Genomic DNA, 23,011 nt, shown 5'->3' with positions numbered 1-23,011 from the left:
GGTGACGCCCCAGCCGTTTCAAACCGCGATCACTCGTCGTATAGCTGGGATATGGCAAAGAAAGCAGTCCGCAAGAAAAGCGGTAAGAAAAAGAAGGCGTCCAAGGCTAAAACGCCGATACTGATGCAGATTCGCCGCTGGGTTTTACGCGGCGCTTCGGGCTGTGTGGTGTTTTTGGTTGCGCTGGTCGCGCTGTATTCGGTGGTGAACCCGCCCGTGACTCATACGATTTGGTCGGAATGGCGCAGGTTGGGCAAGGTTGAACGCGATTGGGTGCCGATCGAAGAGATCTCGCCCATTATGGCACGGTCGGTCGTGGCGGCCGAAGATGCGAATTTCTGCCTGCATTGGGGCTTTGACGTCGAAGCGATCCGCGACGCGCTGGAGGATGGCGGATCACGCGGGGCCTCGACCCTGTCACAGCAGGTGGTCAAGAACGTGTTCCTGTGGCAGGGGCGTAGCTGGGTGCGCAAGGCGTTAGAGACTTCGATTACGCCGGTGGTCGAAATATTCTGGAGCAAACAGCGTATCCTTGAGGTTTACCTGAACGTGGCCGAGACCGGGAATGGAGTTTTTGGGGTCGAAGCAGCAGCCCAGCGCAATTTCAACATTCCAGCGTCAAAACTGTCCTCGGTGCAGGCCGCGCGGATTGCGGCGATCCTGCCGTCGCCGCGCAATCGGTCGGTGACCGATCCCTCGGTGCGTACACGCAGGCGGGCGGCCTCGATCCTAGATGGAGCGGCCACCATCCGCGCAGATGGTCGCGCGGATTGTTTCGAGGATTGAAAAACAAACCCTCTCGGCGCTAAAGCTGGAGGGTATTCACTGGTTCGATTGGAAGATCATGGCGCGTCTGTTTCACGTTCCCCTGTCCCCGTATTGCCGCAAGGTCCGGTTGTCGCTGGCAGAAAAGAAGATTGAGGTTGAACTGGTGGAAGAGAGATACTGGGAACAAGACCCGGATTTCCTGCGCCGTAACCCTGCGGGAAAAGTCCCGGTTCTTCGGCTGGATGGAAAGACCTTATCCGAGAGCACAGCCATCTGCGAGTATATCGAAGAGACCCGCCCAGAACCCGCGCTTTTACCGAAAACACCGGAAGACAGGTACGAGGTTCGGCGTCTGGTGGCGTGGTTTGATGACAAGTTTCATCAAGAGGTCACCTCGAAGCTATTGTATGAACGGGTGAACAAGAAAATCACTGGCGAGGGCTATCCGGACAGTAAGAACGTCAAGGAAGGTGCCAAGGCAATCAAGTACCATTTGGATTACATGGCCTGGCTGCTGGATCATCGTCGTTGGTTGGCCGGGGATCAGATGACGCTGGCGGATTTTGCAGCGGCTGCGCACCTTTCGGCGTTGGATTATATCTCGGACGTGGATTGGAATCGATCGGCGGCGGTGAAGGATTGGTATGCCAAGATCAAGTCGCGCCCTGCGTTCCGGTCGATACTGGCGGATCAGGTGCCGGGGTTTCGGCCTCCGCCTCATTACGCTGATCTGGATTTCTGATAGGGTAGCAGGGGGGCTGTCTGCCCACCATCGCGCCGGGGCGCGATTCCCCCCGAGGATATTTTTAGCCAGATGAAGAGCGGATCGGGTTTGAAGGACAGGTTGGTGGCGCAGGCCCTGAACGAGGGGTTTGTGTCCTGCCGTGTGTGCCGTCCGTGGGACGTGCCAGCGGTGCCCGCGCGGCTGGAGGCGTTCTTGCAGGCCGGGTACCACGGACAGATGGGCTGGATGGCCGAGCGAACCCATTGGCGTGGTGATCCGGCGGCTTTGTGGCCCGACGCGCGATCGGTGATCATGCTGGCTGAGAGTTACACGCCGGACCATGATTCGACCGAGGTTTTACGGCACGCGGAACGCGGGGCGATCTCTGTTTATGCCCAGAACAAGGACTACCATGATTTGGTAAAAAAACGCCTCAAACGGTTAGCACGGTGGCTGATCGCCGAAGCCGGAGGAGAGGTGAAGGTGTTCGTCGATACCGCACCTGTGCCGGAAAAGGCGTTGGGCCATGCGGCCGGGTTGGGGTGGCAGGGGAAGCATACCAATCTGGTTAGCCGGGACTGGGGGAATTGGGCTTTTATAGGGTCTGTTTTTACTACTTTGGATCTTCCATCAGATATGTCGGAGGTTGATCATTGCGGATCATGTCGGGCTTGTCTGGACGTGTGCCCGACCGATGCCTTTCCGAGGCCTTACCAGTTGGATGCCCGGCGATGCATTTCTTATCTGACCATTGAACACAAGGGTCCGGTAGATGAAGAACTGCGAGGGAAAATGGGGAACCGGATTTACGGCTGCGACGATTGTCTGGCCGCGTGCCCCTGGAACAAGTTTGCCGTCGCTGCAAGTGATCTGAGATATGCGTCGCGTCCCGAGTTGAAGTCTCCGCCCCTGGCGGAACTGGCCGGTTTGGATGACGCGGCATTTCGCGAAAAGTTTTCGGGGTCGCCCATCAAGCGGATCGGGCGGGATCGCTTTGTGCGAAATGTTCTTTATGCGATCGGGAATTCCGGGCTGCCGGAACTGAGGCCGATTGCGGCGCGACTGGTCGACGATCCTGATCCGGCTGTGGCCGATGCCGCGCGCTGGGCGGTGAAACAACTGGATTGAGTGCCGCAAACGGGGTGGACGTGTCGCTGCGAACCGCTACACCGATCTTCAGCGAACAGTGAGGAGGTCCCGATGGCGTTGGCTTTGGGGGTAGATACAGGCGGAACTTATACGGATGCAGTCCTTGTTCGGGATGAAAAGGACGTAATAGCATCGGCCAAGTCCCTGACCACACGGGCGGATTTGGCGATTGGTGTGGGCAAAGCTATTTCCACGGTGTTGCAGCGGGCGCAGGTATCGCCCGATCAGATCTCGATGGCGTCGCTGTCGACGACGTTGGCCACAAATGCGCTGGTCGAAGGGCAGGGTGGGCGTGTCGCACTGGTGTATATCGGGTTCAAACAGGCGGATCTGGACAGGCACGGGCTGAAGGATGCCTTGAAGGGTGATCCGGCCGTTGTGTTAAGCGGGGGACACACGCATGCAGGCGCTGAGGCGGCCCCGCTGGATATTGAGGCGCTTTTATCCTTTTTAGACTCACATTCGGGCGTGTCAGGGTTTGCAGTGGCGGCGCAGTTTGCGACGCGCAACCCGGCTCACGAACTGGAAGCTGCCCGGATCATCGCAGAAAAGACAGGCGCGCCGGTTACGTGTTCGCATCATTTGTCTGCCAAGTTGAATGGCCCAAAACGCGCCGTGACCGCCGTGTTGAATGCTCGGCTGATTGGAATGATCGACCGGTTGATCGGGCGTGCGCAGGATCAACTGCTCGACCTTGGTATTTCGGCGCCGATGATGGTTGTGCGCGGTGATGGCGCCTTGATGAGCGCAGAGCAGGCCCGGGATCGGCCGATCGAAACCATTCTGAGCGGGCCTGCCGCATCGATTGTAGGGGCAAGTTGGCTAACCGGGGCTGAAAACGCGTTGGTTTCGGACATCGGGGGGACGACCACGGACATAGCGTTGATCCGGGACGGAAAGCCGGCGATTGACCCGGCTGGCGCGCAGGTGGGCGGGTTTCGCACGATGGTCGAGGCCGTGGCCATGCGAACGCATGGGCTGGGCGGTGACAGTCAGGTGCACGTAAAGACTGAAGGCCTGGCAGGCGGTGTATTCCTTGGGCCGCGGCGGGTTTTGCCTGTCTCTCTGATAGCGGCAGAGCATCCCGAAATTGTTCATCCGGTACTTGACGCGCAACTCCGTGCGACAACGGTGGGAGAGCATGATACGCGCTTCGCGCGTCGCGTGCCTGGCCTTCCTGCCGAAGGACTGGGGCCGCGGGAGGATGCGTTGTTGGACAGGCTCGGGGATCGGGTTGTGCCACTGTCCGAGTTGCTGAAAACCCGGATGGAGAGCGGTGCGCTGACGCGGCTGGTGGATCGCGGGATCGTTCAGGTCAGTGGCGTCACCCCGTCTGATGCGTCCCATGTGCTTGGGCGACTGACTTCGTGGGACAGTGAAGCGGCGCGTAAAGCGCTGGAGCTGGTGGCGCGCAAGCGTGTTGGTACCGGGGATGTCTTGGCCTCAACACCTGAAAAATTGGCCGAGATGATCGTGAGCCAGTTGACCGAGCAAACCGCACTGACTTTGTTAGAGACTGCTTTTGCGGAAGAAATTGAGGATTTTGGGCTGTCTGCCACAGATCTGGCCCACCATGTTCTGACGCAAAAAGGGCTGGATCGGCACCGCGGTTTGCTGGCACTGGATGCAGCCCTGAATGTGGATGTGATCGGCCTTGGGGCGTCGGCACCCAGCTACTACCCAGCGGTGGGCGAGCGGCTGCATTGCAATATGGTCCTGCCCGAACATACCGATGTAGCCAATGCGCTTGGGGCTGTTGTGGGCCGCCTGACCTTGCGCCGGTCGGGGACTGTAACGTCACCGTCAGAGGGGCGCTATAGGGTACATCTTGAGAGCGGGCCACAGGACTTTACCGAACCTGAAGAGGCATTGGAGCTTTTACAGACAGCCCTGAAAGATGAGGCCGAAGGCGAAGTCCGTCAGGCGGGTGCCGAAGACATCCGGGTGATTGTCAGCCGCGATATTAGGACCGCACGAATTGAGGCGCAGGATGTTTTTGTCGAAGCGACCGTAACGGTCGAGGCCAGCGGTCGCCCGAGGGTGGCGTCAGGTTAGCCCCAGGCTTGGGGCTATCCATTATTCGGCAGCATCGCGTTTGGGCAGAACCCAGTCAGGGCGCGGGAAATGGCAGGTATAGCCGTTGGGGATACGCTCAAGATAGTCCTGATGTTCCGGCTCGGCGTCCCAGAAATCGCCAACGGGTTCGACTTCGGTAACGACCTTGCCGGGCCAGATGCCACTGGCATTCACGTCGGCAATCGTATCCAGAGCGATCTGATTCTGGGAATCATCCACATAATAGATGGCGGACCGGTAACTCATGCCAACGTCGTTGCCCTGCCGGTTGACGGTGGTCGGGTCGTGGATCTGGAAAAAGAACTCCAGCAGATCGCGATAGGTGATCTGCGTAGGGTCAAAGAAGATCTCAATCCCTTCGGCATGGGTTCCATGATTGCGATAGGTGGCGTTTGGTACGTCACCGCCCGTGTATCCGACGCGGGTGAGCGATACGCCGGGCAATTTGCGGATCAGGTCCTGCATGCCCCAAAAGCAGCCACCGGCAAGAACGGCGCGTTGTTCGGTCATTGGATATCCTCCAAATGGATCAGGTATTCTGCATAGCCTTCATCCTCCATGTCATCGCGATGGATAAACCGCAAGGAGGCCGAGTTGATGCAATAACGCAGCCCGCCATGTTCGCGCGGGCCGTCGGGAAACACGTGCCCCAAGTGGCTGTCCCCGTGTTTCGAGCGGACCTCGGTCCGGATCATGCCCAGCGTGCGGTCGGTGAACTCTTCCACATGTTCGTGCACGATGGGCTTGGTAAAGCTGGGCCAGCCGCAACCGGATTCATATTTATGGGTCGAGGCAAACAGCGGCTCGCCCGAAACAATGTCGACATAAATCCCCGGTTCCTTGTTGTTCAGAAGCTTGCCAGTGCCCGGGCGTTCCGTCCCGCTGTTTTGCGTGACGTGGTATTCCTCGGGTGACAGGGCAGCAATCGCCTCGGGGTTTTTGGTGTATCGGGTCATTGGTCCTCGGGACGTGTGGAAACTGGTTTGACCTAATAAATGGGGTTTGAGCGGCGAAAGCAAAGGGGGTTTTGCCTTCCTCGCGCAGATGTGCGGGTATCAGCCGGGTTTCGGCGCGGGCTGTCGGGAAAGCTGAACGGCCAGAATTCCCAATGTGGTCACACCAACGCCGACCGCATCCAGTGGTCCAAGTTTCTCACCAAGTAAGATTGCGGCGATTGTGACGCCGAAGACCGGGTTGAGGAAATGAAACGTGGCAGCCCGTGTTGCTCCGATCCTGTCCAGCAACAGGAACCATATGAAGGTCGCCAGCAGGCCGGGGAAAAGGGTTGTATAGGTAAAGGCCAGCGCCAGTGGGACCGTCGGGTGGATATAGATGGTTTCAAACAGCGGTGCGGCGGCAAACAGAACTGTGGATCCCACCAGCATTTGCAGGCCAACAATCATCATGAAATTCCCGCCCGAGGTTGCCCCGCGTACTGCCAGCGTCGCAAAGGCCAGTGCCAGCGCCCCAATGCCACAAAGCATCACGCCGAACATGTCGACCCCAGCGCTGATGCGGCTGCTCATGATCAACGCGACGCCGGCGAACCCTGCAAACAGACCAGCCACCCCCATTGGACGTAACCTGTCGCCCAGAAACAGCCAACTGGCCAGCGCCACCAGAAGGGGCATGGTCGAAGCGATGATCGCTGCAACCGAGGCTTCGACAGTCTGCATGGCATAGAAATTCAGACCCAAATACAGGGCATTTTGGCAAATACCGAACAGGATGGTTGCGTACCACTGTGATCGGGTCAGCCGCCAGCTTTGGCCCATGGCCCATGCAATCGCGACCCCAATCAGACCAGAGATCAGAAACCGAAGGGCCAAAGAAAACAAAGGTGAGGCATCCGCCACGATAATGCGTGCCGAGGTAAAGGCCGACGACCAGATAAACGCAAATGTCAGCCCCATGGCCATGGCACGCAGATCCACCGCCACTCTCCTTCGTTGATTTCGGGCACTGTTCCTTAAATCGGTAAGGGTCGCAAGATGTTGGGGCCAATCCTCGACCGCCAAGTTCGTACTAATGCGCTGTTCGGGAATTTGATTTCATAAGGATGCGCCATATTGCGAGGATAAGATTTGACTTCGAAATCGAAAATTTCCTCATATGTGATTTCTGCTTGCAAGCTGTAGGCGTTTGAACGGCTACATTCTGCAACTGCGGAAGAGGGAAGCACAGACAGCAGGCAAAACGACAGCGTGGCGCAGGAAAAAGCTCGGAATAGCATTTGTTGATTTCGTGGGTTCGGTTGTTGAAACTTAACCAAGTATAAGTCCGTACTTTGACAGCCTTTTGGCGCGACGAAATTAGAAAACACCTGTTGAAGCTGATACGAATTTCTTAATTGTGGAAATATGCGGGAAAAGAAAAAGGGCCCCCGAACGGCGGCCCTTGATCATTTCGCAGTGAAAGCTGGGTTCAGCCGTTCACGCTGTCCTTCAGAGCTTTCGCAATGGTCATCTTGACCACCTTGTCGGCCTCTTTCTTGAACTGCTCGCCGGTGGCGGGGTTGCGCACCATGCGCTCGGGGCGCTCGCGGCAGTAGATTTTGCCAACGCCGGGCAGGGTCACTGCACCACCGGCGGATACTTCGCGGGTAATCAGGCCGGTGATGGCCTCAAGCGCGCTGTTGGCGGCTTTCTTGTCTGTCCCCATTTCCTCAGCGAGAGCAGCAACCAGCTGAGTCTTTGTCATAGGCTTTGCCATTTCTTGGTCTCCTTAACGTGCCCGATAAATAGGGCCTCACCGCGTAACTGTAACGGGATATTGTGGCCGAACACAACGAATAGTAGCGCCGAAAACCCTAAAAATATGGGGAAAACGTTGCTTTTTTGCTTCAGAGAAAGGCTGTTTCGTCGAAAGAACGCAATTTCCGGCTGTGCAGGCGCTCTAACGGCATGCCGCGCAGATGTTCCATTGCACGTATTCCGATCGCCAAATGGCGGCTGACCTGCGTGGTATAGAACGCCGAAGCCATACCCGGCAACTTCAATTCCCCGTGCAGCGGTTTGTCTGATACGCATAGCAAGGTGCCATAAGGGACGCGAAACCGATAGCCATTCGCCGCTATGGTGGCGCTTTCCATATCCAACGCGATGGCGCGTGACTGGCTGAGGCGTTGCACGGGTCCGGACTGGTCGCGCAACTCCCAGTTGCGGTTGTCGACCGAGGCGACGGTGCCCGTGCGCATGATCCGCTTCAGCTCATACCCCTCAAGTTCCGTGACCTCGGCGACGGCCTGTTCCAAGGCCACCTGAACCTCGGCCAGCGGAGGGATCGGCACCCAGACCGGCAGGTCATCGTCCAGTACCTTGTCTTCGCGCAGATAGGCATGCGCCAGAACAAAATCGCCCAACGCCTGCGTGTTGCGCAGACCCGCACAGTGACCGACCATCAGCCAAGCATGAGGACGCAGAACCGCGATATGATCGGTGGCAGTTTTGGCATTCGACGGCCCGACCCCGATATTGACCAGCGTAATGCCCGACCCATCCGCGCGCTTCAGGTGATAGGTCGGCATCTGCGGCAGCTTCAACGGTTGTTCCAGAGTTCCATCCGCCGTGGTGATCTGCACATTTCCGGTCGATACGAAGCTGATGTAGCCGCTATCCGGATCGGCCAGTTGTTCGCGCGCGTAGTTTTCGAACTCGGACACATAGAACTGGTAGTTGGTGAACAGCACGTGGTTCTGAAAATGGCTGGGATCGGTTGCCGTATAATGGGCCAGACGCGCCAGTGAATAATCGACTCGTTGGGCGGTAAACAAGGCCAGTGGACCATCTTCGTCTTCGTGATCGTGAACGCCATTTACAATGTCGTCATTCGTGGTGGTCAGGTCAGGAACATCAAAGACATCACGCAGCGTGAAACCGGCCGCACCCTGATGGGGAACAACCAGATCCGGATTGTTCGCCACCGCGAAATGAACCGGGATCGGCGTATCTGAGGCTCCGATCGTCACCGGTTGATCGTGGTTCTTGATCAGCAGCGCGATTTGCTGGGTCAGGTAGGACCGGAACAGATCAGGCCGCGTGACGGTGGTTGCGTGCATTCCGGGCTCGGAAACATGGCCAAAGCTCAGACGGCTGTCGACCTGCGCATAAGACGAGGTCTTGATCCGAATCTCCGGGTAAAAGGCCCTGTATCGTTCGGTCGGGGTGCCTTGTTCCATCGCCTGGGCAAAGCTGTCGCATAGAAAGCGCGTTGCTTGTTCGTACAGTTGTTCCAGCCGTTCAACGGCAGCAGCCGGATCGGTAAATTTCTCGGCGCTGGGCACGTCGGGTGTTTTTATTATTGTCATGCAAGTGGTTCCAGAAGGTCAATTTTTTCAAATGTACGCACGTCGATCAGGCCGAGGTCGGAAATCCGTAACTCGGGGATCACGACAAGGGCCAAAAGCGAGTGCTGCATATACGCATTGTTAAGGTCACAGCCGCAGGCCTGCATCGCCTCGACCATGCGTTCGGCCTTGGCTGCCACGTCAGATGCAGGACTGTCGGACATCAGTCCAGCAATGGGCAACTCGATCAAGGCCAGTTCCGCGCCGTCCCGGAAAATGGTGATCCCGCCCCCGACCTCGGCCAGTCGATTTGCGGCCAGGGCCATCTGCTCGCGGTCGGTTCCCACAACGATCATGTGGTGGCTGTCATGCGCCACGGTGGACGCCATGGCCATCTTACCCTGATAGCCGAACCCCGAGACAAAGGCGTTCGTGACCCCTCCAGTCGCGCGGTGGCGTTCGACAAGCGCGATCTGGCAAACCTCACCTTCGCCTTCCACCAACCCTTCGATGATCGGCAATTCGGCCTTGAGCGCCTTGGTCGGCGCCTGATTTTCAACCACTCCAATCACGTTGGCCTGTACGCGATTGGCTCCGGCGGGCGCTGTGATCTCAAAATCAGCAGCGGCGAGCGTATGCCCCAGATGGACGGTGTTCCGTGCGGTCTCGGGCCAGTCAAGATGTGGGCAATTCACCGTGATTGTTCCGCCCTCGGCCACAACCTGACCGCGGGCGATGACCGTTTCAATCGGCAGTTCGGTCAGGTCTGAGCTGAGAATGATATCGGCCCGCCGCCCCGGCGTGATCGAGCCGATTTCTCGTTCAAGTCCGAAATGGGTCGCTGTGTTGATCGTGGCCATTTGCAATGCGATCAACGGATCGCACCCGCAGGTGATCGCATGTCGCACGACCCGGTTCATATGACCATCATTGACCAATGTCCCAGAGTGACAATCGTCCGTGCAAAGGATGAAGTTCCTTGGGTCCAGCCCTTTCTCGGTAACGGCCGTGATTTGGCTTTCCACGTCGAACCATGCCGACCCCAACCGCATCATGGATCGCATACCTTGTCGAACCCGCGCGATTGCGTCGGCTTCGCAGGTTCCTTCGTGATCGTCTGCCGGTCCGCCTGCCACGTATGCCGCAAAATCAGGCCCTAAATCAGGCGAAGCATAATGTCCGCCTACTGTTTTTCCCGCATTTTGCGTTGCTGCGATCTCGGCAAGCATCTTGGGGTCGCCATTGATCACACCCGGGAAGTTCATCATCTCGCCCAGTCCGATTATGCCGGGCCAGGACATCGCTTCGGCAACGTCCTGTGCGGTGATTTCGTATCCCGTCGTTTCAAGGCCGGGCGCAGACGGTGCGCAGGATGGCATCTGGGTGTAGATGTTCACGGGCTGCATCAACGCTTCGTCATGCATCATCCGCACGCCGTCCAGCCCCAGCACATTGGCGATTTCATGCGGGTCGGTGAACATGCTGGTGGTTCCATGTGGAATGACCGCGCGGGCGAACTCGGCCGGTGTCAGCATCCCTGATTCGATATGCATATGGGCATCGCACAAGCCGGGCAGCATGAAGCGACCGTTTGCTTCGATGATCCGGGTGTCTGGCCCGACGCAATGCGACGCATCTGGTCCCACAAAGGCAATGCGCCCGGATGCAATGGCAATATCGTGACCTGGCAGAACTTCGCGGCTGTGCACATTTACCCACGACCCGCCGCGGATAACCAGATCTGCGGCTTCGCGTCCTGCAGCGACAGCGATCAAACGGGGGGCGACTTCGGGCCAACTTGGGAAAGGTGTGTATTCCATGGCCCAACTTTCCTGAATGCTGGGAAAGGTTCAACCCCTGCTGAACAGCTATCATGAAACCGTCACGCAGCGCGTCAGCGCTGCCCGGCCCAACCAAAGAAGATGCCCCCTGTGGGCATTGCCGATGGGCGGGAGCGTTCCATCATGTTTGAAGATCGCTTTCAATCTCGCGGCGCACCCAATCGGCAAAGGCCAATGCTCCGGGTGTTTCTTCGGCCTGAGGCGACAGCAGTAGATAATAAGCTTCGGGCATTGCCGCGTGATGATCGAAAGGCGCGATGAGTTTGCCCTCGTCAATTAACCTGCGGGCGATGGTGTCATGTGTCAGGCACAGCCCACCGCCTGCCATCGCCACCGAGAGGCTGACCAGATAGGTCGTCGAGTAAGTGATGGGCGGTTTTTTCCAAATTAGACCCTGTTCTTCGACCCAGCTCTCCCAATTCGACAGCAGGTTGGAGCAATCGAACAACGGATGTTGCTGCAAAGTTTCCAGCGTAACCTGATACCCCGGCGCGCAGACTGGATAATAATGATCGGTCCTTAATAACTCGGTGCGTACCGTATCTGAGGGACGCAGAGAGTACCGGATCTCGACCGCAGCGCCTTCGGCCATTTCCCTTGGTTCCCAAAGCTCTGTGAAGATATTCAACTGAACCTCCGGGTGCTTCGCCCGAAATCTCGGAAGTCTTGGGGCAAGCCAGTTCACGGCGAAAGATATGTTGCTTTGAACCTGTACTGCGTTCTGCTGCGTGCCGGTGACGGCCTGTGTGCCCCGAACCAGAGTTCGAAACGCATCTCGCACAACCGGCAGGTAAGTAATTCCGGCTTCCGTCAGTTCCAGTGCGCGGGGCCTACGCAAGAATAAGGGCTGACCCAGATACCCCTCCAGCGATTTGATTTGCTGACTGACCGCGCTTTGCGTCATGTTCAGGTCCCGCGCGGCACCGGTGAACGAAAGATGGCGTGCCGCGGCCTCGAACGTGCGCAGCCACCCCAGAGGAGGAAGAGATTTCTGCATTGGCATAACTCAAGCATAAGTTTGACTAATGCATTACTTGCGTTTTTTTCGTTGGTCAAACATCCCCGGCGAAGGCAGGCTTTTTGTAGTTCGAATTCACCCGACAGGAGCCTGACATGAGCGTCACCAATCTGCGGCCCAATATCGACCACTGGTCCGAGCGCGTGAACCTTGCCGCGACTTTCCGGTGGACGGAACGGTTGAACATGCATGAGGGCGTGGCCAACCATTTCAGCTTGGCGGTCAATCCGGAAGGAACGCAATTCCTGATGAACGCCAACCAGATGCATTTTGCGCGGATCAAGGCGTCAAACCTGTTGCTTTTGGACGCGAATGATCCTGATGTCATGGCCCAACCCGGCGCTCCGGACCCGACAGCATGGGGTTTGCATGGGTCTATCCACCGGCGCTGCCCTCATGCGCGCTGTGTGATGCATGTACATTCCATTTTTGCGACAGTTCTCGCCTCGCTTGCTGACAGCACCCTGCCGCCGATCGACCAGAACACGGCAACCTTTTACGACCGATATGTGGTAGATGAGGAATTTGGCGGACTGGCCTTTGAAAGCGAAGGTGAGCGTTGCGCGGCCATGCTTTCAGACCCGAAAAAGAAGGTCATGATCATGGGTAATCACGGGGTGTTGGTCATCGGCAGCGACCCGGCAGATGCCTTTAATAGGCTCTATTATTTCGAGCGGGCGGCCGAAACATATATTCGCGCGCTTCAGACCGGTCAGCCCTTGCGCGTGTTATCGGACGAGGTTGCTGAAAAGACCGCGCAAGAACTGGACGACTATCCCGATCAGGCCGAAGCACATCTGCGAGAGATCAAATCTCTGCTGGATGCCGAAGGCTCAGACTACGCCACATAAGCAGGAGGCCGCGATGACCAACGCGTCTCAGGACCCCGAAGCCGCCCGGTGGCACTACCATCCTGACGGGCCGGTGGGATTGAACCCATTGTTCAGCTGGCCACCACGCCCCGCAGCCGTTTTGAAGTGGTACAGCGGCGCTTGGTTGCAGATCACGTCGCTGACGCTTTGCATGGTTCTGGCGGTGACGGCTTACGTGTTTTTCTTTCCTGCGTTGGAAACGATGCAGAGCTTCGCGCCCGGCTGGATGTTCCGCATCTGGTTGCTGAACATGGTGCCGCAGATTCTGGTCGCCGGCGGGCTTCATTGGTGGCTGTACATGCGCAAAGGGCAAGGCATGTATACGAAGTTCGATCGCCGGGACCTGACTCGCGACAACGGCAACTTCACATTCCGCAATCAGGTCTGGGATAACATCTGGTGGACGCTGGGCAGCGCGATGACGGTCGCCACCGTTTATCAATGGGTGATCTACTGGGCGATGGCGAACGGATATGTGCCGACCGTGACATGGGCCAGCGCGCCGGTCTGGTGCGTGGTGTGGATGCTGTTCATCCCGATGTGGTCAGGGCTGCATTTCTACTGGGTTCACCGGCTGGAACATCATCCGAAGCTTTATAAACACGTCCACGCGGTTCACCACCGCAACGTGAACATCGGGCCATGGTCGGGCATTTCGAACCACTGGTACGAGAACCTTTTGTACTTCACGACCTATTTCATTCACCTGATCGTGCCGTCGCACCCGCTGCACCTGCTGTTTCATACCTATTTCCAGCAGATCAGCCCGGTGCTGTCGCATTCGGGGTTCGAAAAACTCAGGGCAGGCGAGACGGATGCTGCCCGTGCCGGGGATTTCTTTCACCAACTCCACCACCGGTATTTTGAATGCAACTATGGAACGTCCGAGATCCCGTTCGATAAGTGGTTTGGCACGTATCACGATGGATCGGCTGACGCGACGACCCGAACGCGTGCCTTCAAGAAACAGATGTATACCTAACCGGCCCGCAACGTGCGTGGCGTAACGCCGAATTCGGCCCGGAATGCACGGGTCAGCGCGCTGGGATCGTCATAGCCTGACCGCAAGGCGACCTCTGCAATCGTCAGGTCGGTTTCGGTGACAAGTTTGCGCGCAAGGTTCAGGCGCAGGCGGCGGTAAACTTGCGCTGGGCCCGCGCCCAGTTCCGCGTGCATCCGAACGGACAGAGCTTTGTGTGATCGTCCAACGCGGCGGGCGATTTCGGTGATAGCCAGCGGCGTTTCCAGATTCTCCTGCATCAATGCCAGCGCCTTGTTCACGTATCCGCTGGTCGCACCCGCGCCACCGGAATGCGAGCGCGCGGAATTGCGGGTCATGAAAAGCTGCGCCACCTCCAGTGCCAGGGCTTGCCCGTGATCCTGCCCGATCAGGTGCAGGACCAGATCAAAGGCGGCCATAGCACCGGAGCAGGTGATGCGCTTGCGGTCGATGATGTAACGCTCGCGCCTTGTGTCGATGTCGGGGAACCGCTCGGTAAAGCTGTTCAGTTCTTCCCAGTGGATCGTGGCGCGGTGACCGTCCAGCAACCCCGCAAGCGCCATCAGCCAGCTTCCGGTGTCCAATCCGGCCAGTTTCGCATAGCGACCAGCAGAAGCGCGCAACCCGGCCAAGGTGCGCCATCCGCCATGCGCCCGGAACCCGTAAGAGGGCATGACGAACAGAATATCCCCGCGGGCATCTTGAAGCGTTTGGTGCGGTGCGACCTGCAAACCTGAAGAAGACGTCACGGGCGTGCAGTCCAGTGACAGAAAGTTCCAATCATACAGTTTTTGACCTGCAATCGTGTTTGCCGCACGTAGGGGCTCGACCGTGTTGGCGAGGCAGTGGTTTGAAAACCCGTCGAACAGAAGCACCCCGAATTGCTGCGGCGCAGAGGGCGATTTGGTCCATTTTTGCATGCTTCATGACTATTTCTGCATGACTGAAAGATCAACCCGCGTCAGGATATGTTCAGATTCAGACGTGGAGACTCCAAATGCAATACGGCCTGTCCGACGAACAAGAGATGATCGTATCGACCGTTCGCAGTTTCGTCGAAAATGAGATTTACCCGCATGAAGACATGGTTGAGCGCACGGGCGAGGTTCCGCAGGAGATCGCCAACGAGATCAAGCGCAAGACGATCGAGCTGGGGTTTTATGCCTGCAATTTTCCCGAAAGCGTCGGCTGCGCTGGCCTGAACCATTTGGAATTCGCACTGGTCGAGCGTGAACTGGGTCGCGGGTCGATGGCCTTGAACCATTTCTTCGGACGCCCGCAGAACATCTTGATGGCCTGCGAGGGCGATCAGATCGACCGCTATCTGATGCCCGCCGTGCGTGGTGAAAAGATGGATGCGCTGGCGATGACCGAACCGGGCGCGGGCTCGGACGTGCGGGGGATGAAGTGCGCTGCTGTGAGGGACGGTGGTGATTGGGTGGTCAATGGCACCAAACATTTCATCTCGGGCGCAGAACACGCGGATTTCATCATCGTCTTCATCGCAACCGGCGAGGATCAAACACCCAAAGGCCCCAAGAAGCGCATCACCGCCTTTTTGGTGGATCGCGGCACTCCGGGTTTCACGATTCGTGACGGATATAAGTCGGTCAGCCACCGCGGCTATAAGAACATGGTGCTGGATTTCGACGATTGCCGCCTGCCGGATGCGCAGGTTTTGGGCGAGGTCGATGGCGGGTTTGAGGTGATGAACACATGGCTCTATGCAACGCGGATCACCGTCGCCGCCATGTCGGTTGGGCGTGCGCGCCGGGCATTCGACTATGCGTTGGATTATGCTGCAACGCGTGAACAGTTCGGCCAGAAGATCGGTAAGTTTCAGGGCGTGTCTTTCCAGATCGCCGACATGATCACCGAGATTGACGCCGCCGATCTGCTGACCCTTGCTGCCGCGGATCGGTTGGATCAGGGATTGCCGGCCAACCGTGAGATCGCCTCGGCCAAGTTATACGCCTCGGAAATGCTGGCGCGGGTGACGGATGCGGCGATTCAGGTGCATGGCGGCATGGGTCTTATGGATGACTACCCGCTGGAACGGTTCTGGCGCGACGCCCGTGTTGAACGCATCTGGGACGGCACCAGCGAGATCCAACGCCACATCATCAGCCGCGATCTGCTGCGGGCGCTTGGCGCATGACCGCAGCGCTGACCCGTGCGCTAAACCCTGAATCCATTGCTGTGATCGGGGGTGGGGCGTGGTGTGCCTCGGTCATTCAGCAGGCCCGAAAGTTCGGGTTCAAGGGCGATATCTGGCCCGTTCATCCCAAGGCGGCTGAGGTTGCTGGGGAAAAGGCGTTCGGTTCACTGGAGGTGCTGCCCTCATCGCCTGATCTGGCATTCGTGGGGATCAACAGGCACGCCACAATTCAAACGGTTAAGGTTCTGTCCGCGATGGGCGCGGGGGGCGCGGTCTGTTTCGCCTCGGGCTTTACTGAGGCGCAGGCCGAAGATGACGCAGGAGCGGACCTTCAGGAGCAGTTGATCGCAGTGGCTGGGGATATGCCGATCCTTGGCCCCAACTGCTATGGGTTTGTGAACGGCTTGGATCGTGTGGCCGTATGGCCCGACCAACATGGAATGCGGCCTGTGGATCGTGGTGTTGCGATCCTGACGCAAAGTTCGAACATCGCCATCAACATGACGATGCAGCGCCGTGCCCTGCCGTTGGCTTTCATGCTGACCTGCGGAAATCAGGCCCAGACGCATCAGGCCGATATTGCCCTGGCTCTGTTGGACGATGATCGCATAACTGCCATTGGCGTGCATATCGAAGGTTTCGGTGATCTGCGCAAATGGGAGGCTTTGGCCAGAAAAGCGCGGGTTCGGGGTGTGCCGATTGTTGCGCTCAAGATGGGTCGCTCTGCCCATGCGCAGGCGGCGACGATCTCGCATACGGCGTCCTTGGCTGGTGGCGATGCCGGTGCGCAAGCTTTTTTGGACCGGTTGGGAATTGCACGGCTGGATGACATTCCGAGCTTTTTGGAGTGCCTCAAGCTGCTGCATGTGACCGGACGACTGGATAGCAACGGCTTGGGCACCATTAGCTGTTCCGGAGGAGAGGCCAGCCTAGCCGCAGATATGGCCACAAGCCGGGATGTGCATTTTCCGCCGCTGTCTTCGACGCAACGGGCCGAATTGCGGGATGCCTTGGGGCCGATGGTGGCATTGGCCAATCCGCTGGATTATCACACCTATATCTGGCGCGACGCGGCGGCCATGACGCGGGCATGGGCCGCCATGATGAGTCCAGAGCAGGGTTTGACCATGGCAATCGTCGACTATCCACACACGGACTCGACAGATTGGGATTGTGCAACGCAGGCTGCTTTGAATTGCGTGGCGCGTTCGGGTCGTCCATTTGCCGTGACAGCAACTTTGCCGGAATTGATGCCTGAGGACGTTGCCCAACGGCTGCTGGACGGAGGGGTGGTGCCGTTTGCAGGGTTGCATGAGGCACTGGCGGCCGTTGAAGCCGCCTCGCGATCATTCGACGCCCAAGCGGATTCTGTTCTGATGCCATCCTCTGCTGAAACGAACATTGTTCTGACCGAGGCAGAGGCGAAACTGGCCCTTGAGGAATACGGTGTACGAGTGCCGAAAAGCGTCGTGGCGCAGCCTGACGTGGCACGGCAGTCTGTAGAAAAACTGGTCGGTCCATTTGCGGTCAAAGGTGTGGGGCTGGCGCATAAATCCGACCAGGGAGCCGTTCGGCTGAATGTGAACCTTGAGGATGTGGACCGCGCCGCGTCCGAGATTGGAACGGCGGAAATTCTGATCGAAGAAATGGCGCCAAGCGGGGTTGCCGAACTGCTGATCGGCGTGACGCGCGATCCGGCCCATGGCTATGTACTGACGTTGGGCGCAGGTGGGGTTTTAACGGAAATTCTGAGGGACTCGGTGTCTTTGTTGATCCCGTCGTCCCGTCAGGCGGTTCACAAGGCGCTGAACCGACTGGCCTGTGCGCCCTTGCTGGCGGGCTACCGCGGCAAATCCGCAGCGGACATGCAGGCAATTCTGGATACGATAGATGCCGTGCAAGCCTATGTCATTGCTAATGCAGCCCATGTCAGCGAAGTTGAAATCAATCCGCTCATTTGCGGCCCCGATGGGGCGGTTGCGGTGGATACCCTGATCCGAAAGGCAAGCTCATGAATCCGGTCAAAACCAAGCGCGAGGGCGCGATCCTGCAGGTCACTCTGGACCGGCCAAAGGCAAATGCGATTGATCTCGCCACCAGCCGCGTGATGGGGGATGTGTTTCGCGACTTTCGCGACGACCCGGATTTGCGGGTCGCCATTATTACAGGGGGTGGAGACAAGTTCTTTTGCCCCGGTTGGGACTTGAAAGCAGCAGCGGACGGCGATGCGGTAGACGGTGATTACGGCGTCGGCGGTTTTGGCGGCCTTCAAGAGCTGCGCGATATGAACAAACCGGTCATCGCGGCCGTCAATGGCATTGCGTGTGGGGGTGGGCTGGAATTGGCCCTGAGCGCGGACATGATCATCGCCGCCGATCACGCAAGCTTCGCGCTGCCGGAAATCCGTTCGGGTACGGTGGCGGATGCCGCCAGCGTCAAGCTGCCCAAGCGCATCCCTTACCATGTCGCGATGGAACTTCTGCTGACCGGGCGCTGGTTCAACCCGGAAGAAGCAAAGAACTGGGGCCTGATCAATGAGATCGTGCCGTCCGATCAGTTGATGGATCGCGCTTGGGAGATGGCGCGCCTTTTGGCCAGCGGTCCCCCGCTTGTTTATGCGGCGATCAAAGAGATCGTGCGAGAGGCCGAGGATTCCAAGTTCCAGGATGTCATGAACCGGATTACAAGGCGGCAGTTGCCAACCGTGGATACGCTCTATGGGTCTGAGGATAATCTGGAAGGGGCGCGTGCTTTTGCTGAAAAGCGCGATCCGGTCTGGAAAGGACGTTAGACGCGCTCGAACAGGGCGATCAGGGCTGTGTCGTCCTTGTTTGGACCAACTGCCAGATCGCCATAAATGGGGACTTCGGACAGAGTCAGGTTCTGTATCTGACCCTGCGCCATCTTGTGCAAGGCTTCCGCGAAACCCAATTTCTCATAGTGCTGCGCATTGATGGACAGTGCGAACTGCGCCCCATGCCGGGCGACGCGTAGCAATGCAGGAAGAGCTTCTGGCCCAAGGTGGCCGTGGGTGAACGTGCCGGATGATACAACGCCGGAGTAGCTTTCGCGCGGCACGGGGATACCTTTGTTCAGATCAGCTTCGATCGCATCGCGGTAGATATCCTTGCGCATGGCGCGGTCCAGCATTTCGGCGCTGATATCTGTGGCGTCTATGGGACCCACGCCCAAACCGGCAAGAACGGCACCGCACAACCCGGTGCCTGCGCCGACATCCAGAACCGGACCCTGGCCTCCGGCGCTGACAAAAGCCCGAGCGGTGTGGACATGCAGTTGATAGTCCTCGCGCGCGGCGAACCCTTCGTCGTAATCGCCGGCCCATTCCGCATAGAGCCGCTTGTGATCCTCTGGAGACTCCAGCGCATAGGCGGCGTGCAGGTCGGGTGTTTTGGTACTCATGCCTAAAAGAAAGGCGCATTGAGGGATTCGAATCAAGTATCTCGGCACCCAAGCTTGCATCTGCCGAGATTGCAGATCATCAAGGGCGGCATGACAGGCACTCTTTTTTCGTTTGGTCACGGTTATTCGGCACAGGAAGTTTCCCGGCTGTTGAAGCCGAAGGGCTGGCGGGTTCTGGGCACCACGCGGGACCCTGCGCAGTCACCGGCTCTGAAGGCATCCGAGGCCGAACCTGTTGTCTGGCCTGGACAGACACCCGACCTGAACGGGGTCACGCATTTGTTGATCTCGACAGCACCAAATGCGCAGGGCGATCCTGTTCTGGCGGCCCTGCGGGATGAGATCGCAGCGTGCGCTTCGCAGTTCAAATGGGTTGGGTATCTATCCACCACAGCGGTTTATGGCGATCATCAGGGTGATTGGGTTGATGAAATGACCCCACCTGCACCAACGGCCGAACGCGGCAGGTGGAGGGTGCGGGCCGAGTCTCAATGGCAGGACATTCCGGGTCTACCGACCCATATCTTCCGTCTGGCTGGTATTTACGGACCGGGCCGCGGCCCGTTTTCCAAGCTCAAACGCGTTGGGATGCGTCGCATTATCAAACCCGGGCAAGTCTTTTCCCGTATCCACGTTGCAGATATTGCGCAGGTGCTTGTGGCTTCGATGGCGGCCCCAAATCCCGGCGCAATCTACAATGTTTGCGATGACGAACCCGTTCCGCCGCAGGATGTGATCGCCTATGCAGCCGAGCTGCAAGGCTTGCCCCTTCCCCCAGCCGTGCCGTTTGATGAGGCTGATCTGACTCCGATGGCCCGCAGCTTTTACAACGAAAACAAGCGTGTCAGAAATGACAGGATCAAGGATGAGCTTGGCGTGACCTTGCGCTATCCGAATTACCGGGTAGGGCTGAAGTCTTTGATGCAGGATGAATGAATTATGATAATTTTTAGTTATCACAATCATCCATAAACAAAACTTAAATGCATTGCTGGTCTTTGTTAGAACGGTTCTCGACAAGACCAAAGAGTCGCTCTTGCCTATCCCGCCTGCGCGAATTTTCACCGTGCGTTTAGGGTAGATAAAAACGTCATCTATATGTGTTCTTGATCGACCGAGTTTTTAACCGCGCAAGATTGCCGGAATTTAGCCAGGATTGGAGATCGACATGGACGGAAGTGATAACCCCAAGGCAGGCGGATGCCCTGTAATGCATGGCGCCGGAACCCGCTCGAACCGGGATTGGTGGCCGAACCAGTTGAACCTCTCGATTCTGCACCAGAACGCGCCAGCCTCGAACCCGCTGGGTGCCGATTTCGATTATGCAGAGGCGTTCAAGAAGCTGGACATGAAAGCGTTGAAGGAAGACCTCTATGCGCTGATGACGGATTCGCAGGATTGGTGGCCTGCTGACTATGGTCACTATGGCGGGTTGTTCATTCGTATGGCATGGCACAGCGCCGGGACATACCGGACCGCAGATGGCCGTGGCGGGGCGTCGACCGGGAACCAGCGGTTTGCGCCGCTGAACAGCTGGCCGGATAACGGCAACCTTGATAAAGCGCGCCGCCTGCTGTGGCCGATCAAACAGAAATACGGCAACCAGATTTCCTGGGCCGACCTGATGATCCTGGCGGGCAATTGCGCCATCGAATCCATGGGCGGCAAGACCTTTGGCTTTGCCGGCGGCCGCGAAGATATCTGGGCCCCCGAGGAAGATATCTATTGGGGGACCGAGACTGAATGGCTGGCCCCCACCGACAACCCGCACAGCCGCTATTCAGGCGAACGTGATCTGGAAAACCCGCTGGCCGCCGTGCAGATGGGCTTGATCTATGTAAACCCCGAAGGCCCGGATGGAGAGCCGAATGTCTTGGCCTCGGGCCGCGACATCCGCGAGACATTTGGCCGGATGGCGATGAATGATGAAGAAACTGTTGCCTTGGTCGCCGGTGGTCATACCTTTGGCAAGGCGCATGGCGCGGGCGATCCTGATCTGGTGGGACCCGAACCCGAAGCCGCCCCGATCGAGGAAATGGGCTTTGGCTGGATCAACAAATTCGGTTCGGGAAAGGGTGACGACACCACTACCTCGGGCATCGAAGGCGCGTGGACCGCGAACCCGATCAAATGGGACAATGGATATTTCGACCTGCTGTTCGGCTATGACTGGAACCTGACCAAAAGCCCCTCGGGTGCATATATCTGGGAGCCGGTGAACGTCAAAGAAGAAGACATGGCCCCGGCTGCTCACGACCCGTCCAAGAAGGTCAAGACCATGATGACCACCGCTGATATGGCGATGCGCATGGATCCGATCTATGGCCCGATCTCGAAACGCTTCCACGAAAGCCCGGACGAGTTCGCTGATGCCTTCGCCCGTGCCTGGTTCAAGCTGACCCACCGCGATATGGGCCCGCGTTCGAACTATATCGGCGAAGAAGCCCCCACTGAGGAGCTGATCTGGCAGGATAACGTGCCTGCGGTCGATCACGATCTGGTGGATGATGCGGATGTGGCCGACCTGAAAGCCAAGATTGCTGCGACTGGGCTGTCGGTGTCCGAGCTGGTCTCGACCGCGTGGGCCTCGGCCTCGACCTTCCGTGGGTCGGACAAGCGTGGCGGCGCCAATGGTGCGCGTATCCGTCTTGCGCCGCAGAAAGACTGGGACGTCAACGAGCCCATGAAGCTGTCCAATACATTGGCCACGCTTGAGGGCGTTCAGGCCGCGTACAACGATGCACAGTCGGGCAGCAAGAAGGTCTCGCTGGCGGATGTGATCGTTCTGGCCGGTGCCGTGGGCATCGAACAGGCGGCCAAAGCTGGTGGTCAGGATGTTGAGGTTCCGTTTACTCCGGGTCGTACTGACGCGTCGCAGGACCAGACGGATGTCGACAGCTTTGCCGTGATGGAGCCCGCAGCGGATGGGTTCCGCAACTACCAAAAAACCGACTATACTGTTTCACCCGAGGAACTGTTGGTTGACCGAGCGCAACTGCTGAACCTGTCTGCGCCCGAGATGACCGCGCTTGTCGGTGGTCTGCGTGTGATGGGTGCCAATTTCGGTGACAGCAAGCACGGTGTGTTCACGGATCGGGTTGGTACGCTCAGCACCGACTTCTTCACCAACCTGCTGGACATGGGCATCGAATGGAAGCCCGCAGGCAAGGGTGTCTATGAGGGTCGCGATCGCAGTAGCGGTGAGGTCAAGTGGACCGGTACCCGTGTCGATCTGGTTTTTGGCTCGAACTCGCAACTGCGAGCGCTGGCCGAAGTCTATGGTCAGGCAGATGCAGGCGGGAAATTTGTCTGCGACTTTGTCTCGGCCTGGAACAAGGTGATGAACGCAGACCGCTTCGATCTGAAATAATCCTGTAGCCTTTGAAGTGTCATGCGCCGTCCGAGTCTCTTCGGGCGGCGTTTTCATTGGTCCGACTCCCTGCGGCATACCAAGCTTTGGGTACGATTCCGTTGAGGTGCAATTCAAACCCTCTTAATCAATGCGCAATAAATGGGGTTTGCGGGGATAAGTTTGAAGGTAACCTGTTGTTTTTATTAAGATGAGCAGGTTTCCGCAGAGAAATATGAAGTTTTTTCAAAATGGGGGTTGCAGGTCCCAGACCTAATCCGTAAATACCCCTTCATCGGCGCTGCTGAGGCGGTGCTGACGGATCGGAGAGACGGTCGGACGGGCTGGAGA

The 23,011-nt window shown here is 58.0% G+C and carries 20 protein-coding genes; 11 read left to right on the top strand and 9 right to left on the bottom strand.

Annotated elements, in window-relative coordinates; genetic code table 11:
- Positions 1-51 precede the first annotated feature (51 nt).
- The 4 genes from mtgA (at position 52) to GOX75_RS13590 (ending at position 4,696) form a co-directional block, all read left to right on the top strand.
- Positions 52-786, top strand: a complete 735-nt coding sequence (mtgA, locus tag GOX75_RS13605) for a monofunctional biosynthetic peptidoglycan transglycosylase (protein ID WP_171123967.1) — start codon at positions 52-54, stop codon at positions 784-786.
- Positions 787-844: 58 nt separating this feature from the next.
- A complete protein-coding gene (locus GOX75_RS13600) occupies positions 845-1,510 on the top strand; it encodes a glutathione S-transferase family protein (RefSeq protein WP_171124273.1) in 666 nt (221 codons plus the stop codon).
- 72 nt (positions 1,511-1,582) lie between these two features.
- Positions 1,583-2,620: a tRNA epoxyqueuosine(34) reductase QueG gene (gene queG / locus GOX75_RS13595; protein ID WP_171123965.1), complete on the top strand. Its 1,038-nt coding sequence runs from the start codon at positions 1,583-1,585 to the stop codon at positions 2,618-2,620.
- 72 nt (positions 2,621-2,692) lie between these two features.
- Positions 2,693-4,696 (top strand): hydantoinase/oxoprolinase family protein, encoded by a 2,004-nt coding sequence (locus GOX75_RS13590; RefSeq protein WP_171123963.1) that lies wholly within the window; start codon positions 2,693-2,695, stop codon positions 4,694-4,696.
- Positions 4,697-4,717: 21 nt separating this feature from the next.
- Here the strand turns inward: GOX75_RS13590 and msrA are convergent, their stop codons facing one another.
- From msrA to GOX75_RS13555, 7 genes are all read right to left on the bottom strand, one after another.
- Positions 4,718-5,227, bottom strand: coding sequence for a peptide-methionine (S)-S-oxide reductase MsrA (msrA, locus tag GOX75_RS13585; protein ID WP_171123961.1), 510 nt, complete (start codon positions 5,225-5,227; stop codon positions 4,718-4,720).
- On the bottom strand, positions 5,224-5,673 hold the full coding sequence (gene msrB / locus GOX75_RS13580; protein ID WP_171123959.1) for a peptide-methionine (R)-S-oxide reductase MsrB: 450 nt from the start codon (positions 5,671-5,673) through the stop codon (positions 5,224-5,226). The genes msrA and msrB overlap by 4 nt, the downstream gene beginning before the upstream one ends.
- A 99-nt stretch (positions 5,674-5,772) precedes the next feature.
- Positions 5,773-6,651, bottom strand: coding sequence for an EamA family transporter (locus tag GOX75_RS13575; RefSeq protein ID WP_171123957.1), 879 nt, complete (start codon positions 6,649-6,651; stop codon positions 5,773-5,775).
- Positions 6,652-7,141: 490 nt separating this feature from the next.
- The gene (locus GOX75_RS13570) at positions 7,142-7,429 is read right to left on the bottom strand and encodes an HU family DNA-binding protein (RefSeq protein ID WP_068341148.1); all 288 of its coding nucleotides are present in this window, start codon (positions 7,427-7,429) and stop codon (positions 7,142-7,144) included.
- A gap of 130 nt (positions 7,430-7,559) precedes the next feature.
- Complete coding sequence (locus tag GOX75_RS13565) at positions 7,560-9,023, bottom strand: AMP nucleosidase (RefSeq protein WP_171123954.1); 1,464 nt, start codon at positions 9,021-9,023, stop codon at positions 7,560-7,562.
- Positions 9,020-10,822: an adenine deaminase gene (gene ade / locus GOX75_RS13560; RefSeq protein WP_171123952.1), complete on the bottom strand. Its 1,803-nt coding sequence runs from the start codon at positions 10,820-10,822 to the stop codon at positions 9,020-9,022. Before ade ends, GOX75_RS13565 begins: the two co-directional genes overlap by 4 nt.
- Before the next feature lie 142 nt (positions 10,823-10,964).
- Positions 10,965-11,840 (bottom strand): LysR substrate-binding domain-containing protein, encoded by an 876-nt coding sequence (locus tag GOX75_RS13555; RefSeq protein WP_171123951.1) that lies wholly within the window; start codon positions 11,838-11,840, stop codon positions 10,965-10,967.
- Positions 11,841-11,956: 116 nt separating this feature from the next.
- Here GOX75_RS13555 and GOX75_RS13550 point away from each other — a divergent pair, with 116 nt between their 5' ends.
- Together GOX75_RS13550 and GOX75_RS13545 are read left to right on the top strand one after the other, a co-directional pair.
- Positions 11,957-12,712: a class II aldolase and adducin N-terminal domain-containing protein gene (locus tag GOX75_RS13550; protein ID WP_171123629.1), complete on the top strand. Its 756-nt coding sequence runs from the start codon at positions 11,957-11,959 to the stop codon at positions 12,710-12,712.
- Between the two features lie 13 nt (positions 12,713-12,725).
- Positions 12,726-13,715 (top strand): sterol desaturase family protein, encoded by a 990-nt coding sequence (locus tag GOX75_RS13545; RefSeq protein WP_171123949.1) that lies wholly within the window; start codon positions 12,726-12,728, stop codon positions 13,713-13,715.
- On the opposite strand, the gene GOX75_RS13540 is transcribed toward GOX75_RS13545, so the two are convergent.
- Complete coding sequence (locus GOX75_RS13540; RefSeq protein WP_171123947.1) at positions 13,712-14,653, bottom strand: GlxA family transcriptional regulator; 942 nt, start codon at positions 14,651-14,653, stop codon at positions 13,712-13,714. The two genes, GOX75_RS13545 and GOX75_RS13540, sit on opposite strands and share 4 nt — an antisense overlap.
- 77 nt (positions 14,654-14,730) lie before the next feature.
- On the opposite strand from GOX75_RS13540, the gene GOX75_RS13535 reads away from it, so the two are divergent.
- The 3 genes from GOX75_RS13535 to GOX75_RS13525 are packed head-to-tail and all read left to right on the top strand — an operon-like array spanning position 14,731 to position 18,682.
- Positions 14,731-15,891 (top strand): acyl-CoA dehydrogenase family protein, encoded by a 1,161-nt coding sequence (locus tag GOX75_RS13535; RefSeq protein ID WP_171123623.1) that lies wholly within the window; start codon positions 14,731-14,733, stop codon positions 15,889-15,891.
- Complete coding sequence (locus GOX75_RS13530; protein WP_171123944.1) at positions 15,888-17,906, top strand: acetate--CoA ligase family protein; 2,019 nt, start codon at positions 15,888-15,890, stop codon at positions 17,904-17,906. The genes GOX75_RS13535 and GOX75_RS13530 overlap by 4 nt, the downstream gene beginning before the upstream one ends.
- Positions 17,903-18,682 (top strand): carnitinyl-CoA dehydratase, encoded by a 780-nt coding sequence (locus GOX75_RS13525; RefSeq protein ID WP_171123942.1) that lies wholly within the window; start codon positions 17,903-17,905, stop codon positions 18,680-18,682. The genes GOX75_RS13530 and GOX75_RS13525 overlap by 4 nt, the downstream gene beginning before the upstream one ends.
- Here the strand turns inward: GOX75_RS13525 and GOX75_RS13520 are convergent.
- The gene (locus GOX75_RS13520; RefSeq protein ID WP_171123617.1) at positions 18,679-19,311 is read right to left on the bottom strand and encodes a class I SAM-dependent methyltransferase; all 633 of its coding nucleotides are present in this window, start codon (positions 19,309-19,311) and stop codon (positions 18,679-18,681) included. The genes GOX75_RS13525 and GOX75_RS13520 overlap by 4 nt on opposite strands.
- A 90-nt stretch (positions 19,312-19,401) precedes the next feature.
- On the opposite strand from GOX75_RS13520, the gene GOX75_RS13515 reads away from it, so the two are divergent.
- Both GOX75_RS13515 and katG read left to right on the top strand, forming a co-directional pair.
- Positions 19,402-20,247: an SDR family oxidoreductase gene (locus GOX75_RS13515; protein ID WP_171123940.1), complete on the top strand. Its 846-nt coding sequence runs from the start codon at positions 19,402-19,404 to the stop codon at positions 20,245-20,247.
- 232 nt (positions 20,248-20,479) lie between these two features.
- Positions 20,480-22,681, top strand: coding sequence for a catalase/peroxidase HPI (gene katG / locus GOX75_RS13510; RefSeq protein ID WP_171123938.1), 2,202 nt, complete (start codon positions 20,480-20,482; stop codon positions 22,679-22,681).
- Positions 22,682-23,011: the final 330 nt, after the last annotated feature.

Origin of the sequence: Ruegeria sp. HKCCD7251, assembly GCF_013031165.1 — a bacterium.
Lineage (GTDB): Bacteria > Pseudomonadota > Alphaproteobacteria > Rhodobacterales > Rhodobacteraceae > Ruegeria.
Note: the sequence above shows the minus strand (reverse complement) of the source record. Positions and strands in the feature narration are given on the sequence as shown.

Excerpts from the sequence above, each read along its gene's own strand:
- GOX75_RS13600 (WP_171124273.1), top strand. The coding sequence starts at position 845 with ATGGCGCGTCTGTTTCACGTTCCCCTGTCCCCGTATTGCCGCAAGGTC.
- GOX75_RS13550 (WP_171123629.1), top strand. The coding sequence starts at position 11,957 with ATGAGCGTCACCAATCTGCGGCCCAATATCGACCACTGGTCCGAGCGC.
- katG (WP_171123938.1), top strand. The coding sequence starts at position 20,480 with ATGGACGGAAGTGATAACCCCAAGGCAGGCGGATGCCCTGTAATGCAT.
- GOX75_RS13515 (WP_171123940.1), top strand. The coding sequence starts at position 19,402 with ATGACAGGCACTCTTTTTTCGTTTGGTCACGGTTATTCGGCACAGGAA.
- msrA (WP_171123961.1), bottom strand. The coding sequence starts at position 5,227 with ATGACCGAACAACGCGCCGTTCTTGCCGGTGGCTGCTTTTGGGGCATG.
- GOX75_RS13565 (WP_171123954.1), bottom strand. The coding sequence starts at position 9,023 with ATGACAATAATAAAAACACCCGACGTGCCCAGCGCCGAGAAATTTACC.
- GOX75_RS13540 (WP_171123947.1), bottom strand. The coding sequence starts at position 14,653 with ATGCAAAAATGGACCAAATCGCCCTCTGCGCCGCAGCAATTCGGGGTG.
- GOX75_RS13520 (WP_171123617.1), bottom strand. The coding sequence starts at position 19,311 with ATGAGTACCAAAACACCCGACCTGCACGCCGCCTATGCGCTGGAGTCT.
- GOX75_RS13525 (WP_171123942.1), top strand. The coding sequence starts at position 17,903 with ATGAATCCGGTCAAAACCAAGCGCGAGGGCGCGATCCTGCAGGTCACT.
- GOX75_RS13535 (WP_171123623.1), top strand. The coding sequence starts at position 14,731 with ATGCAATACGGCCTGTCCGACGAACAAGAGATGATCGTATCGACCGTT.
- GOX75_RS13545 (WP_171123949.1), top strand. The coding sequence starts at position 12,726 with ATGACCAACGCGTCTCAGGACCCCGAAGCCGCCCGGTGGCACTACCAT.
- GOX75_RS13530 (WP_171123944.1), top strand. The coding sequence starts at position 15,888 with ATGACCGCAGCGCTGACCCGTGCGCTAAACCCTGAATCCATTGCTGTG.
- GOX75_RS13570 (WP_068341148.1), bottom strand. The coding sequence starts at position 7,429 with ATGGCAAAGCCTATGACAAAGACTCAGCTGGTTGCTGCTCTCGCTGAG.
- msrB (WP_171123959.1), bottom strand. The coding sequence starts at position 5,673 with ATGACCCGATACACCAAAAACCCCGAGGCGATTGCTGCCCTGTCACCC.
- mtgA (WP_171123967.1), top strand. The coding sequence starts at position 52 with ATGGCAAAGAAAGCAGTCCGCAAGAAAAGCGGTAAGAAAAAGAAGGCG.
- GOX75_RS13555 (WP_171123951.1), bottom strand. The coding sequence starts at position 11,840 with ATGCAGAAATCTCTTCCTCCTCTGGGGTGGCTGCGCACGTTCGAGGCC.
- ade (WP_171123952.1), bottom strand. The coding sequence starts at position 10,822 with ATGGAATACACACCTTTCCCAAGTTGGCCCGAAGTCGCCCCCCGTTTG.
- GOX75_RS13590 (WP_171123963.1), top strand. The coding sequence starts at position 2,693 with ATGGCGTTGGCTTTGGGGGTAGATACAGGCGGAACTTATACGGATGCA.
- queG (WP_171123965.1), top strand. The coding sequence starts at position 1,583 with ATGAAGAGCGGATCGGGTTTGAAGGACAGGTTGGTGGCGCAGGCCCTG.